Annotated in this window: 16 protein-coding genes; 4 read left to right on the forward strand and 12 right to left on the reverse strand. The window is 45.7% G+C overall.

Annotated elements, in window-relative coordinates:
- Positions 1-25: 25 nt before the first annotated feature.
- From dnaJ to gpr, 10 genes are all read right to left on the reverse strand, one after another.
- The gene (dnaJ, locus tag CHX35_RS11705; protein ID WP_091837675.1) at positions 26-1147 is read right to left on the reverse strand and encodes a molecular chaperone DnaJ; all 1122 of its coding nucleotides are present in this window, start codon (positions 1145-1147) and stop codon (positions 26-28) included.
- Positions 1148-1281: 134 nt separating this feature from the next.
- Positions 1282-3129 carry a molecular chaperone DnaK gene (gene dnaK, locus CHX35_RS11710; protein ID WP_091837676.1) on the reverse strand — a complete coding sequence of 616 codons (1848 nt, stop codon included), beginning with the start codon at positions 3127-3129 and terminating at the stop codon, positions 1282-1284.
- A 39-nt stretch (positions 3130-3168) separates the two neighbouring features.
- Positions 3169-3921: a nucleotide exchange factor GrpE gene (gene grpE, locus CHX35_RS11715; RefSeq protein ID WP_091837678.1), complete on the reverse strand. Its 753-nt coding sequence runs from the start codon at positions 3919-3921 to the stop codon at positions 3169-3171.
- Positions 3922-3934: 13 nt separating this feature from the next.
- Positions 3935-5467 (reverse strand): TCP-1/cpn60 chaperonin family protein, encoded by a 1533-nt coding sequence (locus CHX35_RS11720; protein ID WP_091837680.1) that lies wholly within the window; start codon positions 5465-5467, stop codon positions 3935-3937.
- Between the two features lie 106 nt (positions 5468-5573).
- Entirely contained in the window at positions 5574-6599 is a 1026-nt protein-coding gene (gene hrcA / locus CHX35_RS11725; RefSeq protein WP_091837681.1) for a heat-inducible transcriptional repressor HrcA, read from the reverse strand.
- A gap of 80 nt (positions 6600-6679) precedes the next feature.
- Positions 6680-7852 carry a radical SAM family heme chaperone HemW gene (gene hemW / locus CHX35_RS11730; protein ID WP_091837683.1) on the reverse strand — a complete coding sequence of 391 codons (1173 nt, stop codon included), beginning with the start codon at positions 7850-7852 and terminating at the stop codon, positions 6680-6682.
- Between the two features lie 59 nt (positions 7853-7911).
- Complete coding sequence (gene lepA, locus CHX35_RS11735; RefSeq protein ID WP_091837684.1) at positions 7912-9747, reverse strand: translation elongation factor 4; 1836 nt, start codon at positions 9745-9747, stop codon at positions 7912-7914.
- 107 nt (positions 9748-9854) lie between these two features.
- On the reverse strand, positions 9855-10232 hold the full coding sequence (locus CHX35_RS11740; protein ID WP_091837686.1) for a DUF3679 domain-containing protein: 378 nt from the start codon (positions 10230-10232) through the stop codon (positions 9855-9857).
- 32 nt (positions 10233-10264) lie between these two features.
- On the reverse strand, positions 10265-11407 hold the full coding sequence (gene spoIIP, locus CHX35_RS11745; protein WP_091837687.1) for a stage II sporulation protein P: 1143 nt from the start codon (positions 11405-11407) through the stop codon (positions 10265-10267).
- A 105-nt stretch (positions 11408-11512) separates the two neighbouring features.
- Positions 11513-12685 (reverse strand): GPR endopeptidase, encoded by a 1173-nt coding sequence (gene gpr / locus CHX35_RS11750; protein ID WP_091837689.1) that lies wholly within the window; start codon positions 12683-12685, stop codon positions 11513-11515.
- 260 nt (positions 12686-12945) lie between these two features.
- Between gpr and rpsT the strand changes: the two genes are divergently transcribed.
- Positions 12946-13212: a 30S ribosomal protein S20 gene (gene rpsT, locus CHX35_RS11755; RefSeq protein ID WP_091837690.1), complete on the forward strand. Its 267-nt coding sequence runs from the start codon at positions 12946-12948 to the stop codon at positions 13210-13212.
- Positions 13213-13311: 99 nt separating this feature from the next.
- Here the strand turns inward: rpsT and CHX35_RS11760 are convergent, their stop codons facing one another.
- Complete coding sequence (locus tag CHX35_RS11760; RefSeq protein WP_091837692.1) at positions 13312-14181, reverse strand: DegV family protein; 870 nt, start codon at positions 14179-14181, stop codon at positions 13312-13314.
- A 170-nt stretch (positions 14182-14351) separates the two neighbouring features.
- On the opposite strand from CHX35_RS11760, the gene CHX35_RS11765 reads away from it, so the two are divergent.
- Together CHX35_RS11765 and CHX35_RS11770 are read left to right on the forward strand one after the other, a co-directional pair.
- Complete coding sequence (locus tag CHX35_RS11765; protein ID WP_091837693.1) at positions 14352-14816, forward strand: tRNA (cytidine(34)-2'-O)-methyltransferase; 465 nt, start codon at positions 14352-14354, stop codon at positions 14814-14816.
- A 34-nt stretch (positions 14817-14850) separates the two neighbouring features.
- Positions 14851-15579 carry an HAD family hydrolase gene (locus CHX35_RS11770; RefSeq protein ID WP_091837695.1) on the forward strand — a complete coding sequence of 243 codons (729 nt, stop codon included), beginning with the start codon at positions 14851-14853 and terminating at the stop codon, positions 15577-15579.
- A 61-nt stretch (positions 15580-15640) separates the two neighbouring features.
- Here CHX35_RS11770 and CHX35_RS11775 read toward each other — a convergent pair whose 3' ends face one another.
- Positions 15641-17074: an amidase domain-containing protein gene (locus tag CHX35_RS11775; RefSeq protein ID WP_091837696.1), complete on the reverse strand. Its 1434-nt coding sequence runs from the start codon at positions 17072-17074 to the stop codon at positions 15641-15643.
- Positions 17075-17590: 516 nt separating this feature from the next.
- On the opposite strand from CHX35_RS11775, the gene CHX35_RS11780 reads away from it, so the two are divergent.
- On the forward strand, positions 17591-19489 hold the full coding sequence (locus tag CHX35_RS11780; protein ID WP_091837698.1) for a PrkA family serine protein kinase: 1899 nt from the start codon (positions 17591-17593) through the stop codon (positions 19487-19489).
- Positions 19490-19520: the final 31 nt, after the last annotated feature.

The raw sequence follows: 19520 nt of genomic DNA on the forward strand, positions 1-19520 counted from the left end.
ACCCATTTCACTTCCTATCAATCAATTAATCTCCGGTAAACGCTCGTTTCATCTTATCAAAAAAGCTGTTGTTCTGCTCAGAGACATAGTCTCCTGACAGGCGTCCAAATTCACGTAACGCTTTTTTCTGTTCATCGGTCATTCGGGTCGGTGTCACAACTTTCACCTTCACCATCTGATCCCCTCGTCCATTTCCATATAGACGGGGAACCCCTTTTCCACGCAAGCGGAAATCAACCCCCGATTGGGTACCTGCAGGTATTTTCAGTGATGCCCGACCATCTAATGTGGGGACGACAATTTCATCACCCAGGGCAGCCTGACTAAAGGTAATGGGCATCTCACAGGTAATATTATTCCCATCTCGTTTGAAAAACTCGTGGGGACTAACCTCAATGGCAATATAAAGATCTCCAGCAGGTCCCCCATTTACCCCAGATTCTCCTTCACCCGAAACGCGTAACTGTTTTCCCTCATCAATTCCTGGGGGAATGTTGATATGAATGCTTCTCCGCTTTTTCACTTGCCCTGCTCCACTGCAAGTCTCACATTGCTCACGGATGATCTTCCCACGACCACTACATTGATGACAAACTCGTTTATTTACAACCCGACCAAAGGGGGTGTTTTGGACGCTTTCCGCTTGACCCGAACCTCTACATACCGAGCAAACTTCTGGGTGCGTTCCTTCTTTTGCCCCACTCCCATGACAGTCGGTACAAGTCTCCGTTCGTGGAACGGGAATATCCATCTCTTTTCCAAATACCGCATCTTTAAAATCAAGGGTTAAACGGTATTCTAAATCGGCTCCTTGTCGTGGAGCATTCGGATTCCGTCTACCCCCACCAAAGAACATATCAAAGATATCCCCAAAGCCAAAGTCCGAGGCGTTTCCTCCAAAGCCACCGAATCCAGCACCTGCTGCATTCGGATCCGCATGACCAAACCGATCATAATTTGCTTTTTTCTGAGGATCACGAAGCACTTCATAGGCTTCCGTCGCCTCTTTAAATTTTTCTTCTGCATCCGGTGATTTATTGACATCCGGATGATACTGACGGGCTAACTTCCGGTAGGATTTCCGAATCTCATCGCTGGATGCTTCGCGTCCAACTCCAAGAACCTCATAAAAATCACGTTTACTCACCGGACCACCTCCTTTTCTCCTCAACATATGCCTTGTTTAGCGATGGAGCAACTCAAGTAACCTAAGTGTTAAACGCCAAAAGTCAAAGCCGGCTGAACCAGCTTTGACTTCCGAGCGAAGTGAAGAGAAAGTGATTATTTCCCTTCTTTCTTGTCGTCCTCATCCATCACTTCATACTCGGCATCAACGACATTGTCACGATCCTGAGCATCACCTGCTTGCTCCCCTTGAGAAGCTTGCGCTTCAGCGGCTTGTTGCTGATACAACTTTACGGAAAGCTCTTGAACAGCTGCTTCCAGCTCTTCTGTCGCCGTTTTTAGTGCCTCGAGATCAGTTCCTTCCAAGGCTTTTTTCACGGCTTCCTTTGCTTCTTCCGCTTTCTGTTTATCTGCCTCTTCCACTTTGTCACCCAGGTCTTTCAAGGTTTTATCAGTCGTGAAGACAAGTTGATCCGCTTTGTTACGAATTTCTACTTCTTCTTTCCGCTTTTTATCTTCCTCGGCATTCTCTTCGGCTTCCTTCACCATACGTTCTACTTCGTCATCGGACAAACCGCTGGAGGATTGGATCGTAATATCTTTACTTTTACCCGTTGCGGTATCCTTCGCCGTTACATTCACAATTCCGTTCGCATCAATTTTAAAGGCGACTTCAATTTGAGGAATCCCCCGTGGTGCTGGCGGAATGTCCTGTAGTTGGAAACGGCCTAAGGTTTTATTGTGAGCGGCCATTTCACGCTCCCCTTGAAGTACGTGAATATCAACAACCGTTTGATTATCTGCCGCTGTCGAGAAGACTTGTGACTTCTCAGTCGGGATTGTGGTGTTCCGGTCGATAAGTTTTGTGAAAACCCCACCAAGGGTTTCAATCCCAAGGGAAAGTGGCGTCACATCAAGGAGCACAACATCCTTTACATCGCCAGAAAGTACGCCACCTTGAATCGCTGCACCCATGGCTACTACTTCATCAGGGTTTACGCCTTTGCTTGGGTCCTTCCCAATCTCCTTTTTGATCGCTTCTTGAACAGCAGGAATCCGTGTGGAACCCCCAACCAAAATCACGCGATCAATATCAGAAGCTTGCATCCCTGCATCTTTCATCGCTTGACGAGTTGGACGCATGGAGCGTTCGACAAGTTCAGCGGAAAGTTCTTCAAACTTCGCGCGCGTTAAGCTCATTTCCAAATGCTTAGGACCACTTGCATCCGCGGTCAAGAACGGGAGGGAGATTGTTGTCGTCAGTACACCCGACAAATCTTTTTTCGCTTTTTCCGCAGCATCTTTCAACCGCTGCAAAGCCATACGATCTTTTGAAAGATCAATCCCGTTTTCTTGCTTAAATACTTGAACGAGGTGATCAATAATGACTTGGTCAAAATCGTCGCCACCCAGTTTGTTGTCTCCACTGGTTGCTTTTACTTCAAAGAGGCCATCACCCATTTCCATAATGGAAACATCGAAGGTACCACCACCGAGGTCGAATACCAAAATGGTTTGATCCCCATCTTTATCCAAACCATAGGCTAAGGCCGCTGCAGTCGGTTCATTAATAATCCGCAGCACATCTAGGCCAGCAATTTTACCAGCATCTTTGGTTGCTTGACGTTGGCTATCATTAAAGTAAGCAGGAACCGTAATCACTGCTTGCGTTACCTTTTCACCCAGATAGGCTTCTGCATCCTCTTTTAATTTTTGTAGGATCATCGCCGAAATTTCTTGAGGTGTATATTGCTTTCCTTCAATATTTTCTTTATGGTCTGTACCAATCCAACGTTTAATGGATGCGATGGTGTTATCAGGATTCGTGATGGCTTGGCGTTTGGCTGCATCACCCACGAGGCGTTCACCGGATTTTGAGAAACCAACTACCGAGGGGGTTGTACGACCCCCTTCCGCGTTAGCAATAACAGCGGCTTCATTTCCTTCCATAAAAGCTACACAAGAGTTTGTGGTTCCTAAGTCAATTCCAATAACTTTACTCATCGTAGAATATACCTCCTCAATATTATCCTTGATGGATGTTTAAGAGCTTACTTTAACCATAGCAGGGCGCAGGATGCGCTCCTTGAAGCGATAACCCTTTTGTAGCTCTTCAATGATCATACCCGCTTCAATACCTTCAGCTTCCTCTTGCATCACTGCAGTATGTTCATGAGGGTTAAATTCCTTGCCCTCCGTTTCTATCACCGACAATCCTTTCTCTGTCAACGATTGCAAGAGTTGACGGTAAACCATGTCGATTCCTTGACGGAAGACGTCGTTTTCCCCCTCTGGTTCATCCACAGCGAGTGCTCGTTCTAAATTATCAAGCACGGGCAAGAGTGATTCAACCAAGGAAGTCGCGCCATATTTAACAGCATCCTCCTGATCTTTTCGAGCTCGACGACGAAAATTTTCGTAGTCCGCCCGTGACCGAAGGAGTTGTTCTTCATTCTCCTCAGCATGACGCTTCCATTTCTCCAACTCTTTTTGCAGCGTCTCCCAATCTACTTGGGCATTCCCTTCTTCCACATGAAGAGATTCCGCTTCCATCGAGGGAGGATCTGAGACATCATCCGTATGTATGGTTTCCGCTTGATCTATCTCCGCGGCTACATGGGGAGTCTCTTCTATCTCCTCCTCAATCGGTTCCGTTTGTGTTTCCTGAGTCACATCGGAAGCATGATGAAAATATTCTTCTTCCCTGCGCTTTCGTTCCTCTTCCGCCTCTTTTGCTTTTCGAAGCTCTCGAGCTGTACGAAGGCGCGGCTGTTGCTCATTTGTATTCTCTTCCATGTTATCACCTCAATCATATCGCATCGTTTCGTTTCATTGAAACGACGGTATGGATCCGAAGGATGGCTGTACTCACTTCACCAGCTGCCTGTAAAGCGTGATATTTTACGGGTAACGGATCAACGACTCCCATATCCACCATATCGGAGATCACTCCCCGATCACAGTCAACTCCCAGGGAGCTACTTTGCCGTTTCCACTGTAACGCCTTCACTTCTTCTACTTTTTCCAATGGATTAAAACCCGCATTGGCTACCACTTGACTCATTGGACGATGAAGTGCTTCGGCGACAGCCGATACTCCAAAGGCTTCCATCCCCTGAACCAGGTCTCTGTGCTTTTCTACCTCACGCGCAAGAGCCAGTTCAGCAGCTCCGCCTCCAGGTAAGAACCCTCCACGTACCGCCGCTTGAACAGCTGCCGCTGCATCTTTGGCAATGCGCTCTCTCTCTTTTACAACTTCCTCAGTAGAGGCACTCACGAGAATCGTCGCAAAGGGCTTACCCGCACCGCTAATGATTCGCGCACATCCCAGGCGTTCTTCATACTCCACAAGCTCCGCCATACCAAAGTATTCTTGAAGCTCTTCAATCGGCTTGACCAGCGTGGTTCGTTTTAATACGCGAGCACCCGTATGTTCTGCGACTCGGTTAATATCTTCTTTGCTCATGTTAGAAACGACGAGTAGATCCGCAGTCGAAAGAACATCTTCCGCAATCGGATCGACTTCCCCCTCGACAAAAATGATATCAACAACACTCTCTGCTAGTTTTTCAATAGTAGAAACGAGTAATTCACGATTTTCCTCCAACTTGCGGAACCCTGCTTCCGATTGGGTTTCTACCGGTTCAGGAATTAAATCGCCACCGAGAACAAGTACACGCGGGATTTCCTTCGTATTTGAAACTTGCAAATTCAACCGTTCACCCTGTACGAGTAGACCTGAAAAGACACCACTATTCACACGTGGATGTGCTGTCACAGCCTCTGCTAAGCGAAAATCCTTTTCGAGGAGCTTCTCCCGTCCTACCATCAACGCCGCTTCCATCACCAAATCCGTAACGTCTTCTTGTTCGCGTCCTGCTGTATAGGCGATGCCTTGAAGCCAATCATCCTTCATATCCCAGATGGGATGTGCTAATTGTTGCATCGCTTCCAACGCGTGTTGAACACCCCGGCGAATACCAGCAATCACCTTTGCTACAGGAACACCACGTGCCACTTGTTTGGCTCCCTCTTCGACCAAGGTCGCCGCAAGTAAGGTAGCTGTCGTCGTACCATCGCCAACTTCCTCCTGTTGCGCACGAGCAATTTGGGCGACCATACGCGCTGCTGGGTGGTCAATCGCCATTTTTTCTAGAATCGTCACACCATCATTGGTAACAATGACTTCACCCGACTCACTCACCAGCATCGTGTCCAACCCTTTGGGACCTAAGGTTCCCTCAACAGCCGCCGCGATGCTACGCACTGCTTCCGCATTATCAAGCAATGCATTGGTTCGGGAGTCTTCCGCAAATCTTCGATTTTGTAGTACGTGGTCCATATCCCGCGACAACCTCACCTTCTCTACTTTAAGTACGTAAGGATAAGGAGTGGTAACTCCAATCCAGTTTCATTCATTGCATGCTCATTTCACCTTAATCAGGGTGTTATTTGTAGAGATGGCGAAGATGCTCAGATAAATCAGTGGTCAGTACCTGCATGAGACTTACCACTTTGTTATAATCCATACGCGTGGGACCTAACACACCCACTGTGCCTAGCGAACGACCATCTATCGAAAAAGAAGCCGTCACGATGCTGCAATTATTCACAGTAGCAATGGAGTTCTCTTCACCAATCCGCACATGCACACCCAAATCATTGGTTGCAAATAGCTTGGTGACAGTATCCGTCTGTTCAAAGAGATCCATTAACGCCTTTACCTGTGTCACATCGTTAAACTCCGGTTGGGTTAAGATGTTCGTTGTACCACTAGTAAAGATGCGGCCATCCGTATCCGCAGCCAACATTTGATCAATTACTCCCAGCAAAAACTCATACTGCTCAACATGCCGGTCGAGTTCTGCAAAAAGCTCTTGGTATACATTCCGCTTAAGGCGAACGAGCGGCACACCCGAGAGTTTCGCATTTAGGATATTGACCAATTTTTCAATGGAAGAGAGGGAAACACCGTCAGGGACAGTAAACCGCCGTTGATCCACATGACCATTGTCGGATACAACAATAGCCACCGCAGATCGTTCATTGAGTGGGATTACTTGTAGATGCTTTAATTTATTATGGATTGCCTCAGGACCTAAAATAATCGATGTATAGTTGGTGAGACGCGACAAGATAGAAACCGTCTGTTGAATCGTCAACTCTACGGCATCCATTTGAGATGTGAACAGCTCACGAACTTGAAATAAATCCGCTCGTTCCAGTCGCTGGGGTCCCATTAAATAATCCACATAAAATCGATACCCCATCTGGCTCGGGATACGACCAGCAGATGTATGCGGCTGTTCCACAAAGCCTAATTCTTCGAGGTCCGCCATCTCATTGCGAATGGTGGCTGCACTATAGCCAATATCCTCACGCTTTGAGATCGTTCGAGACCCAACAGGCTCCGCATGGACGATGTACTCTTCAATAATCGCTTTTAATATCTGCTTTTGCCGCTCGGTCAGCATCTGCCTCCCTCCCTTGTTAGCACTCAGTGTTCACGAGTGCTAAAAGCTTACTCATAACGTACCAAACCACTCCCCCGATGTCAACGACCAACACCATGATCAATCCCTTCTCCTAAGAAAGCCGAAAAGACATCATTGCCAAAGAGAAGTCCTTTTTCTGTAAGAAACCATCGACCCATTTCATTTTCCAATAAATTTTTGTTCTGCAATTGAGTCAGTACCTTTCCAAATACCCCATCAAGCGGGATACCAAAACGATCATAAAAATGGGCTTCCTGTACACCTTCTGCCAACCGTAACCCTAAGATCATCTCATTTTCCATGGCTTCCATTCGAGATACATCCAGCGTTTCAGCAATGGGTCGTCCCTTCGCACAGCGACGGATATATTCCCCAACACCCTTTACATTGACATGGCGTACCCCCCGCGTATAGCCATGGGCACCTGCCCCCAGACCATAATAGGCGTTGTTTTTCCAATAGGTAGCATTGTGGCGACTCTCTTTACCAGGATGAGCAAAGTTTGACACTTCATATTGGGAATAGCCCGCCGTTTGCAATCGTTCGCGCGTCAATTGGTACATCATCAGTTCATCTTCTTCTGATGGAAGTGGGAGTTTCCCTTGCAATAGCTTTGTATGAAAGACAGTCCCTTCCTCCACTTTTAAGCTATAAACAGAAAAGTGTTCAGGCTTGAGTGCTAATCCTTCCCGAATCGCCTCTTCCATATCAGCCACTGACTGTTGGGGAAGCCCAAACATTAAATCTAAAGAAATATTATCAATCCCAACCTGCCGTGCTGTCTCTACACTCTGTCCAATATCCGCTACGGAATGAACTCGTCCAATATTGGATAATAAATCAGAACGGAAGGTTTGCGCACCAAAGCTGATTCGATTGACACCCCCTGCCATCATCACCGCTAACTTTTCCTTCTCAGTCGTACCCGGATTCGCTTCCACAGTATATTCCATCTGATCTGACCAATTAGGAAAATAACGACGAATGGAGCGAAGTAACCGCTCCATCTGCTTCACATCCAAAACCGTCGGGGTCCCTCCCCCAATAAAGATGGTATCGATGGTTTCCGGAGGCGTTTCTTGTACCGTCCATGCCATTTCTTCATCTAATGCATCCAAGTACTCATCCACTGGCTGTCCTCCGACAACATAGGCTGTAAAATCACAGTAATGGCACTTATGACTACAAAATGGAATGTGAATGTAGATGGAACGTGGTGATTCAATAACCATACGTAACCCTTCTTTCTTGAAAAAACCGCCAGCGGTTTTCCGCTAGCGGTGGATTGCTGTCATTTCTTGCTATCATCCATTTGCAAAACAGCCATAAAGGCTTCTTGAGGCACTTCGACATTCCCAACCGCCTTCATGCGCTTTTTACCTTCTTTTTGCTTTTCAAGCAGTTTCCGTTTTCGGCTGATATCTCCACCATAACATTTGGCCAATACATTTTTCCGCTGAGCACGAATTGTTTCGCGGGCAACCACTTTGTTGCCAATTGTCGCCTGGATCGGCACTTCAAACATTTGACGCGGTATCAATTCTTTTAATTTCTCAACAAATAGTCGGCCTCGGTGATAGGCCTTGTCCTGATGGACAATAAAGGAGAGTGCGTCTACGGATTCCCCATTGAGCAAAATATCCATTTTCACTAACTTCGATGCTTTATAACCAATCATCTCATAATCAAAGGAAGCATACCCCTTCGTACCTGACTTCAATTGATCAAAGAAATCATAAACAATTTCAGCTAAGGGTAATTGATACACCACATTCACCCGATTCGCGTCGAGATAACGCATATCCACATAATCGCCACGCTTCGTTTGACAAAGTTCCATCACCGTCCCCACATAATCATTGGGCACCATGATCGACGCCTTCACATAAGGCTCTTCCACATAATCAATCTTTTGTGAAGGAGGCATATGGGTCGGGTTCTCAATACTCATCACTTCGCCGTCGGTTTTGTAAACCTTATATACTACACTGGGCGCTGTCGTGATAAGGGGAATATCAAATTCTCGCTCAATCCGTTCCTGGATGATCTCCATATGAAGCAAACCTAGAAAACCACAGCGGAAACCAAAACCAAGCGCACCGGAAGTCTCTGGTTCAAAACGCAAAGAGGCATCATTTAACTCTAGTTTTTCAAGGGCTTCTCGCAAATCATCATAATCAGAAGAATCAACGGGATACATCCCACAAAAAACCATTGGATTAATTCTTCGATATCCTGCAAGGGCGGCATCCGCGGGACGTTTTGCATCCGTGATGGTATCCCCAACGCGTGTATCCTTTACATTCTTAATGGAGGCAACCATAAAGCCAACCTCACCAACAGAGAGCTCATCTCTTGCCAATGGGCGGGGGGCAAATACCCCTACCTCTGTCACTTCGAACTCTTTGCCTGTGGCCATCATCCGGACTTTTTGTCCTTTTTTTATGGAACCATCCACCACACGTATATAGGTAATGACCCCCTTATAGGCATCGTAAAGGGAATCGTAGATCATCGCTTTTAAAGGCGCCTCTGGATCTCCCGAAGGAGCGGGCACCTGCGCTACCACTTGTTCGAGAATATCTTCAATACCAATGCCTGATTTTGCGGATGCCAAAACAGCATCCGAAGCATCTAAGCCAATTAAATCTTCAATCTCTTGTCGCACTCGCTCTGGATCAGCACTCGGTAGGTCAATCTTATTAATAACAGGTAAGATCTCCAAGTCATTATCCAATGCAAGATAAACGTTCGCCATCGTCTGGGCTTCAACCCCTTGGGCTGCATCGACGACTAATAAAGCCCCTTCACACGCGGCAAGGGAGCGTGAAACCTCATACGTAAAATCCACATGGCCAGGGGTATCAATTAGATTGAGAATATACTCCTGTCCATTCTTCGCCTTATAAGGAAGACGTACAGACTGCAGTTTAATCGTAATGCCTCGTTCTCGTTCTAAATCCATTGAATCGAGGAACTGATCCTGCATTTCGCGATCGGACAGCGCCCCCGTATATTCTAAAATACGATCAGCCAAGGTCGATTTTCCATGGTCGATGTGAGCGATAATAGAGAAATTACGAATTTTCTCTTGTTGTCGCTCCTGTTGCCGTTTTTTTTCGTCCATTCCGTTCCCTCCTGCGGTAAAAAACGCACACTACTGCATCCTGTTCATTATAGCAATGCAGGAAGGATGGGGCAATGAAGGAATCACCAAGAAGGGAAGTTTCTGATTTAATTCTCTGATCCACCCACCCATCCAACCACTTTTTCTACCACCACGCGAGTAACTTCTCGAATGCTTTGTCCAGCTCCATTTCCCGCCTTCGATAACCAACTGTTGCTAGCATCGGTCAATTGAACCGCTGTTTCACTCGTTTCTTTTTTCTTTTCTTTTACTTCGGATAAGGCCCCCGTATGATCCGTTTCATAGACATGTCCCAGAACAGCAATCTCCACCCGTCCTTGTTGATCCGGGGTAACTTGAACAGCACGTTGGGAATCGGGGTTGCCCTGGATCTCTTGAATGTTTGTTTCTGCTGAACCTACTCCGATCACAATCCCAAACAACAGTGCAAGTAAGAGCGCAATCGCTTGCATCGTATAGCGCATGGAGACCAACACCCCTTCCTCATGAGAGATCCTTACTTTCCACTTGCTTTTGCATTCACCGGTGTTGCATCAAAGTGAATATCTGCTAAAGATCGTGCAAGAGCATCGGCTGAACGGTAGGATTCTTCAAAGGTATTGTCCACCCCACCAATTTCCACAAGAATTCCTTTTTTACTAAGAGACTGGTTATATTCTCCGTTACCCATCATTGGCGTTTTACGAAAAACCCCCTTGGAAAGTCCAGGATACAGTTCATCCAGTTTTTTATGAAGTTGACGAGCAAACCGTTCATTATCCTCCCAATGGGGGTTCCCTGTCCCAATAACAAAGGCAATTCGCGAATATTTTTTCCCTTGAATATTCGTTGTCGTCTTCGCACGATGTTGTGAATCCCGATGGACGTCGATGATATAGGTCAAATCTTTATTTGCTTTCATAGCCGAAACTACTTTCGCACGCGAAGCTCGATAGAGTTGATTCCACCCCACATCATAACCACCACTATAGACTTGGGTACCTAATCCATAACGCTCCAAGGTCTCCCCCATGTGCTTTCCGACCTTCGTAATATTGTTATGGCGGTCATAGGCACTACGGGGATGATCCGTATTTTTCAGCTCCGGTAGATACGACTCTGTAAAGTGAGTGTGATAGATAAATACACGCTCTTTGCCAGATGTCCGGCGGGGCGGTGGATCTTCTTTCTGCGGCTTCTTTTTATCTTTGGTCATTTTCTTTTCCAGATCGGATGGAGGCGCTGATTCAATCGGAACATCGGTATAATCAACGTCCTTCCCTGCTACAACGATCTGGGTATCAAAAAGAGCGAAGCCTGGGAGTTCACTACCAAATAGACTACGGGGATCCTTCGGGTCCACGCTGGTTACTACTTCAAAGGCCAACCTTGAGATACTTGGCTTTTTTGTAGCGACTTCTTTCATCGTACTCAGGTAGGGGACTTCTCCCCCCATCAAATACAACAAGGTTTCTGTTGAAAAGCGAGCGGTAATTCGTGAAATATCTTCAGATTGTGCACTCCGCTTGGCCTGCACCATCGCAAACAACCCTGTTAATACAAACATAATCGCGGTTCCCAAGATCAGGGCGACAAACAATTGTCTGACCCGGGGAGCGGACATATTCAACGTCTTAAAACCACGCACACGCTTGCGCATCCCTTCCCCTCCCCAACTTGTCTTACTTTACTCTGAATATATGAGAAGGAGAAAGGCAGTAGAACTTAAAAACTAGATTACGAGAGACTTCCATCATCCCAGAAGTTAGTTGCTATGTGCAGACACATTTTCAGGAGTGACCGCATCATGTAAAGCACAGTTTAAACCAAGGGCTACCATCTTACCCATGTCACCGATAAAGGCATCAACTTCCTTTGGAGTCACGATTAAGTTTTGACCTAACGGCTCTAAAACTTCTTGGATTAACTGCTGTTTCTCATCCACTTCTAATCCTCCTACCATGCCGAGCATATGTTGCCGTGACTCTGGGCTAATTTCTTGGGATTGCAATTCCTTCACACTTGCTCGATTCATAGGGTCAAGGGGATTTGTAGGTTTTCCCTTCCCTTGATTCATTTCACGGTGAATATGAGCGAGGACAAACTCTGCCGTATCATGGGCGATGGTTGCTGCATCGACAACGGTGGGAATCCCAATTGCGATGACTGGGATTCCTAAACTATCCTGATTAAGTGGGAGTCGCTTGTTCCCCACACCGGAGCCTGGGAAAATCCCTACATCCGAGACTTGAATGGTTGTATTTACCCGGGAAAGTGCACGCGATGCCAAAGAATCGATGGCAATAATGACATCCGGCTGGGTTCGTTCCACTACCCCGAAAATAATTTCACTGGTCTCCATCCCAGTCGTCCCCAATACCCCTGGGGCAATCGCTGACACAGGCCGATACCCTTCTTCGACTTGCTCAGGCATTAATCGAAAGAGATGACGCGTAACCATAGAATGCTTTACAACAAAGGGTCCTAATGCATCTGCTGTCACATTTTGATTCCCTAGCCCCACAATCAAAATGCTGGCATTGGGATCAATACCGATCTCTGCTAAATACCGTTCAAACTCTTGAGTAAATTTCTTCAGTACTCGTTCTTGCAACATGGAGTCCTGACTACGCAAGCCGGGAACCTCCAAAGTCAAATAGGTCCCTTGTGCTTTTCCAAGCGCCTGTGCCCCTTCTTCACTTTCCACACGAATCCAACTCGTTACAATTCCTTCCTCATCCTGTTCTTCAATCTGGACACCGGGTATTCCCCCATCAGGAGACCCTTGTTCTTGTACCGCCATATCATGAGCTTCGCGAGCTAGATCCGTTCGAACTGGAAAACGACCGGTATCGAGTGAAGCGGATTGATTCTGCAAATTCTCTTGGCTGGATGTACCTTGCTGATTGAGTTGCCCTTGTCCATTCTTGTCGAACATGATCGTTGATCCCCCTTTTTATTCCTTCAACTTCCATTTTCCCCAAAAAACATTCTCCTTTATTCGTAGTTATTCATCCTTTATCATGGATGAACGTCATCGTTTAAACTCAACAGGAGCAGGACGCTTTCTAAAACCTCTGTTCACCAACGAACTTCTCTGTTAACACCCTAACCCGTTCTTGCTTTTTGCAAGTCTACATGATAGAATTTGACGTGTTGCTCGCCTAGAGACGAATGATCGGAGCGGGAGGTGAACTCATGCCAAACATTAAATCCGCCATTAAACGGACGCAGACCAGTGAGAAGCGGCGCCAACATCGGATTGCTCAAAAATCCGCAATGCGCACCTCCATTAAGCGCTTCTTGGCTGCTGTCGACCAACAGGATAAAGAACAAGCTAGCACCCTGCTCCGGGATGCCAAGAAAAAACTGGATAAAGCTACGACTAAAGGTCTGTTGCACAAGAATGCGGCAGCCCGCCAGAAATCGCGCCTGGAGCAAAGGTTCAATACCCTCAATGGCTAAAGCCAACAGATGCAAGCCAAACACCCGATCTATACGGGTGTTTTTATTTATAAAAAAACCGCCCAAAGGGGCGGATAACGAGCAGTGGTCATGCTCTAATCAATAATTGATTTTTTGATTGGGGCGTACGATTGGTTCCACCACAAGTCCTACTAAACCAGGGCCAGCATGAACAACCAAGGCTGGGCTAATCGCACTAATTGTCAAATCACACACATTTTCCATATCTTTTAGTTTCTCTTTTAAGGCTTCAGCTTCTTTTTCAGCTCGCCCTTGAAGAATTGCAATATTTGCTTTCGTGTTTTGTAGCTGTTTGCTTACATGATCCACCATTTTTTTAATCGCGTTCTTCTTTCCTCTACCCACTGTAAAGGGGGTAAATCCACCTTCATCATCCACAGTGATGATGGGCTTAAGGTTTAGCATGGTACCAAGTGTGGCGGTAACTTTACCGATTCGTCCACCTGCTTTAAGATACTCCAAGGTGTCGATAACAAAATAGCCACGAACCCGTTCCCGTGCTTCTTCCACGCGCTTTAAAATCTCTGAGTAATCCACTTTTTCTTTAATGAGCCGTGCTGCTTCTAACACCATAAATCCAAGTAACCAGGAAAGTCCCCTTGAATCAATGACATCAATCTTCATTCCTTCAAAATCCTCAGCCATAAGGCGACAACTATTATAAGTCCCTGACATACTCGATGAAACCGGTATCACTATACAATGGGTATAGCCCTTTTCTTTCAAACGAGTAAATGTATCATGGATATCTTGGGGGGATGGCATCGATGTGGTGGGTACTTCCGTTTCTAACCGATCGTACACCTCGGATGGTTGAATATCCACTCCATCTCGATACTCTTTATCTTTGTAAATCACACGAAGTGGAACGGCTTCAATATCAAACTTTCGTAATAAATGTACGGGTAAATCACAAGAAGTATCTGTCATTAACGCAATCTTAGTCATGGGAAACCCCCTTTTAATACCCCCAGTATAATCGGGACGACGGCATCATACAACCACATATTAAAGGAATTTCATACCTTGTCACCAATTCTTCTCTGCTCTTGGATGGGATTTTTCTTTCATTTTGGTACAATAAAAGGGTACTTACGTAAGGAAGGAAGTCTTAGCTTATGTCGTTTCATATCTGTTTAGTGGAGCCTGAAATTCCAAATAACACAGGGAATATCGCCCGTACTTGTGCCGTAACGGGTGCTGTACTCCATTTAATCCGTCCATTGGGCTTTTCTACGGATGACAAGTATTTACGGCGTGCTGGAATGGATTACTGGAACCATGTCGATGTCCGTTATTACGATTCTTTTACAGAATTTACGGATGCGTTTCCTGATGGACGTTTTTTTTGTGCAACCACCAAAGCGAAAAAAAGTTACGCTGATTTCTCCTATGAGGATGGCGATATCTTTGTTTTTGGCAAAGAATCAAAGGGTCTTTCTCCTGAAATCCTGGAACGGTTTCAAGAGACAACCATCCGTATTCCGATGGGTCCAACTGTGCGTTCCCTTAATTTAGGCAATGCAACTTCAATCATTCTGTATGAAGCCCTCCGGCAAGTAGACTTCCCCCAGTTAACTTAACCGTTTACTACCAAGAAAAGAGAGGGTTGAAACCATGATAAAAGTGATCTGCTTTGATCTTGATGGCACATTGCTTCCAATGGATACGGAAGCATTTATCGGTGAATATCTGAAGGCATTAACCCCCCATGTCGCTCCAGTCATGGCAGCAGAGCAACTGTTCCCCCTCATCTGGGATGCCACTAAAACCATGATTGAAAGCGATGAAGCCAACTATACCAACGCACAAGTGTTTGAACGGCGCTTTTTAGAAAAATCCGGACTCACACGCGATCAAATCTGGCACATTTTTGATGATTTTTACGAAAATCATTTTTCTTCCTTAAAAAAATATGTTGAAGAAGCGCCTTACTCTCGCCAAATTGTTCAAAGTGCGTTAGATCGAGGCTACCGCGTGGCTGTTGCAACAAATCCTGTGTTCCCACGCGCGGCCATTCAGGAAAGAATGCGTTGGGCAGGGGTAGATGACCTCGTGGAGTGGGTATCGGTATACGAAGAAACTCACTGGTGCAAACCCCACCCTAATTATTATCGAGAAGTCGCGCAATCGATGAATGTAATTCCCGAAGAATGTATTATGGTGGGTAACGATAGACAGGAAGATCTCGTTGCATCCACGGTTGGAATGACCACGTATTGGGTCAAACAACATCGCATTGATCGTGGTTCACCTACCTTCACTCCTGATGGAGAAGGAACAATGTCCGAATTGCTTTCTGATATCCAAAACGGTAATGGGATTTTCGCTCCAGCCTCCTCATAAGAAAAGGGGCTGTTGCGATGAACATCTGTTCATCGCAACAGCCCTTTTTTTACATCGCGTTTTACTTTGCAGTACCCATTTTCCAGCCGTATACATTATACAGACGGAACCAATCATTGATCGGTTTATCCTTATTATCACTGGTGTGGTAGGTTGCATAGATAATGCCGTGTTTAATCTTCGTAATGACCACACTATGATCAATTCTGCCGTCTTTCTCAAAATCAGCGTTGACAATATCACCCACTTCTAAGTCAGAAGGACGGGTTGCTTGTTCCGCTTTACGTACGTATTTCATATGTTTGAATAAGCTATGGGCAACGCCCCAGGTAAGCGAAGGCTTCTTATCACTATAGAACCAATAATCGTACCAGTCATAGCGGCCCTTCTTCTCTTTAAAGCCACCTTCTTTTAATACTTGGGAAATGAAGTTTGTGCAGTCATACCAACAATCATAACATCCACCATTAGCTTTACTGTAGTACCCATATTTTGCATTATTGCGCTTGTTCCACCATTTGTAAGCATATTCTACGGCCTTTGTACGATTGTAGCCGTTGGACTCAACCCGTGGTTTTTGTTGGGGTTTGGTTTCCTTTGAAGGAGTAGGTTTTTCCGTTTGGGGCTGCGTGTTCGGTTGTTGCTCATCATCAGGTTCTGTAGATGGTTGCTCAGGCGTTGTGCCTGGTTGCTCATCGTCCCCAGGTTGGGTCGTGTTGGTATCTGGTTGAGCAGGGGTTTGTCCCTGGTTGTCATCCGGCTGGGTCGTCGTCGGCTCTTCTGGCTTTACTTTTTTAATTCCATCTTTAATGCGTTGTTTGACTTTATCCTTTAAGTTTGCATCCTTCTCATTTTCTTGACCTTGAGAAGCATTTGACGGTTGCTCATCCTGGGAGGGTTTCTCAGCTGGCACCGCTTTAATCGGCTGCCCAGGGTTCTTCTCAGGTAGAATGCTACTTAGTTCTGCTTTCTCCGCTGAAGTAATGGTGCCCTTCTTCGCTTTAGCAACCAACTCTTTGATTCGTTGGTTTACTTTTTTATTTTCAATTTTAGCCACTTCAATCAGCAATTTCTTTAAGCGTTGCTGATCAGCAGGTGCTAATTGGTCTACATTGGTACTTGCCGCTCGCACTCTATCGCGACCCTTTTCTGTATTCAGGTCAGGCATGGTACCTGTCACCTTTTTTACTACATTGATGGCTTGTGGCTGCTCCTTTTTCACTTGATCAGGTGTTTTGGAGCTTTCATCGTAATACTTAACCGTCTTCACCATATCTTCACCAGAAACGTCCTTCACTTCTTTAGGAGCCGATACATCATCTGGTGTTTTTGCTTGTTTTTCGACCTTAGCCGTAGGACTTGCTGCTTCTTTTTCCCCACCTGCATTGGTCAACGTGGCGTATGCACTGGAGCCAATTAACAAGATGGCTGCTACCGAAGCACCAATAAGAAACTTCTTGTTCTTGACGAATCCAGGTTTTTTTCTCCTTTTCAATGTTCTATCCCCTTTTTTTCTTTCTGTTCACGCAATTTCTTCCAACCTCGATTCCATCATAGTCCCCGAGAACTTATGGGTCAATAGACTATTTAGACTATATCGGATTTTGGTATTAACTTTAATATTTATTTAATGGATGTTATTGTAATTATAATTGATAATTTTGTGCTATATGACAATGTACAGGCTTTCTCCATTCCAACTGAACCCATATTCCCTCCTCTTTCATACAGTTCCAACCAGTAATTTTTTTTGTCAATTGCTTGCCAATTGGTGGCAAAGCAAACCCACCCAACTCCGCCCTTTTTCTGATTGTCAAGGGCTTACAAAGAGAAACATTGTCCGATGATGCGCATAAATATAAAGCACCCCACAGCATTCTCTTTTGAAGAAGTGCTAGATATAGCGGTACGCCTTTTTAACTACAAAGGCTCATGTCGTCTGGCTACCGTGAATAACCATGGGGATAATCATTCAGACTGATCAGCATATGGGAGCTGAGAGGAGGCTCTTATGGACATCCTGAAGCGCATCGCCGAGCAAAGACAGCGAGAAGAGCAACTGGCGTGGGAAGGTCCTTTTGTCGAATATCTCGATATGGTCAAGCGCAATCCCGAATTGGCGCAGACCGCTCATTCGAGAGTTTACAATATGATCAAAGAATCCGGCGTCGAAAAGGATGACCACGGCAACAAGAACTATCTTTTTTTCAGTCGAGAACTTTTTGGGCTTGAACGACCCATTGAACGATTGGTGGAGGAGTATTTTCACTCATCCGCCAGGAGGCTAGATGTTCGAAAACGAATCCTGCTCCTGATGGGGCCCGTTTCTGGCGGAAAATCAACCATTGTGACCATGTTAAAGCGTGGGATGGAAGCATACTCTCGAACCGATTCGGGAGCGGTTTACTCGATCAAAGGGTGCCCGATGCATGAAGAACCTCTACACCTTATTCCCAATGCCATGCGACCTGAAGTGGAAAAGGAATTGGGTGTGCGTATCGAGGGAAATCTCTGTCCTTCCTGTCGCATGCGACTCAGAGAAGACCATGGTGGTCGGATTGAGGATATGGTCGTAGAACGCATTCTGTTCTCAGAGGATGATCGAACAGGGATCGGTACCTTCAGTCCCTCCGATCCAAAATCCCAAGATATCGCTGATTTAACAGGGAGCATTGATTTTGCCACCATCACGGAGTATGGTTCAGAATCCGACCCGAGAGCCTATCGTTTTGATGGTGAACTCAATAAGGCCAACCGTGGCATTATGGAGTTTCAAGAAATGCTAAAGTGTGATGAAAAATTCTTATGGAATCTTCTTTCCCTCACACAAGAAGGAAACTTTAAGGCAGGACGATTTGCTTTAATCAGTGCAGATGAACTGATCATCGCTCACACCAATGAAGCAGAATATAAATCATTCATTAGCAACAAGAAGAACGAAGCCCTTCATTCCCGTATCATCGTCATGCCAGTCCCTTACAACTTAAAGGTCTCCGAAGAGGAAAAGATTTTTGAAAAGCTGATCCGTCAGAGCGACCTCGGTCATATCCACATCGCACCCCATGCCCTAAAAGCCGCGGCAACCTTCAGCATTCTCACTCGGCTGAAGGATTCGAAAAAACAAGGGATGGATTTGGTTAAAAAGATGCGGCTCTATGATGGTGAGACAGTTGAAGGATATAAGGATACCGATGTTGAGGAACTTCACAACGAGCACCTCGATGAAGGCATGTCCGGCATTGATCCTCGTTATGTCATCAACCGTATCTCCAGTGCGCTCATCCGTACCGAAGCAGGCTATATTAATGCCCTCGACATTCTACGAGCGATCAAAGATGGGCTCGATCAACACCCTTCCATCTCTACAGGGGAACGCGAGCGTTATCTGAATTTTATTTCAATTGCTCGCAAAGAATACGATGAGCTTGCCAAAAAAGAGGTACAAAAAGCCTTTGTCTACTCCTACGAAGAATCTGCCAAAACCCTGATGGACAATTATTTGGATAATGTGGAGGCCTATTGTAACTGGACCAAAATACGTGACCCCCTAACTGGCGAAGAGCTAGAACCCGATGAAAAGCTCATGCGCTCCATCGAAGAACAGATTGGAATATCAGAAAACGCCAAAAAAGCTTTCCGGGAAGAAATTTTAATCCGCATCTCCGCCTATGCACGCAAAGGGAAAAAATTTGATTACAACAGCCATGACCGACTCCGGGAAGCCATCCAGAAAAAATTGTTTGCTGACTTAAAAGATGTTGTAAAAATCACTACATCCTCCAAAACACCGGATGAAAGTCAATTGAAGAAAATCAATGAAGTGATTGCGACACTGGTGGACAAATACAGTTACACTCCCGCCAGTGCAAACGAATTGCTTCGATATGTAGGAAGTCTACTCAATCGCTAGCACTCGTACAACACCCTGGTACAGGGATGGG

Source organism: Marininema halotolerans, assembly GCF_900116235.1.
Taxonomy (GTDB): Bacteria; Bacillota; Bacilli; order Thermoactinomycetales; family DSM-45169; genus Marininema; species Marininema halotolerans.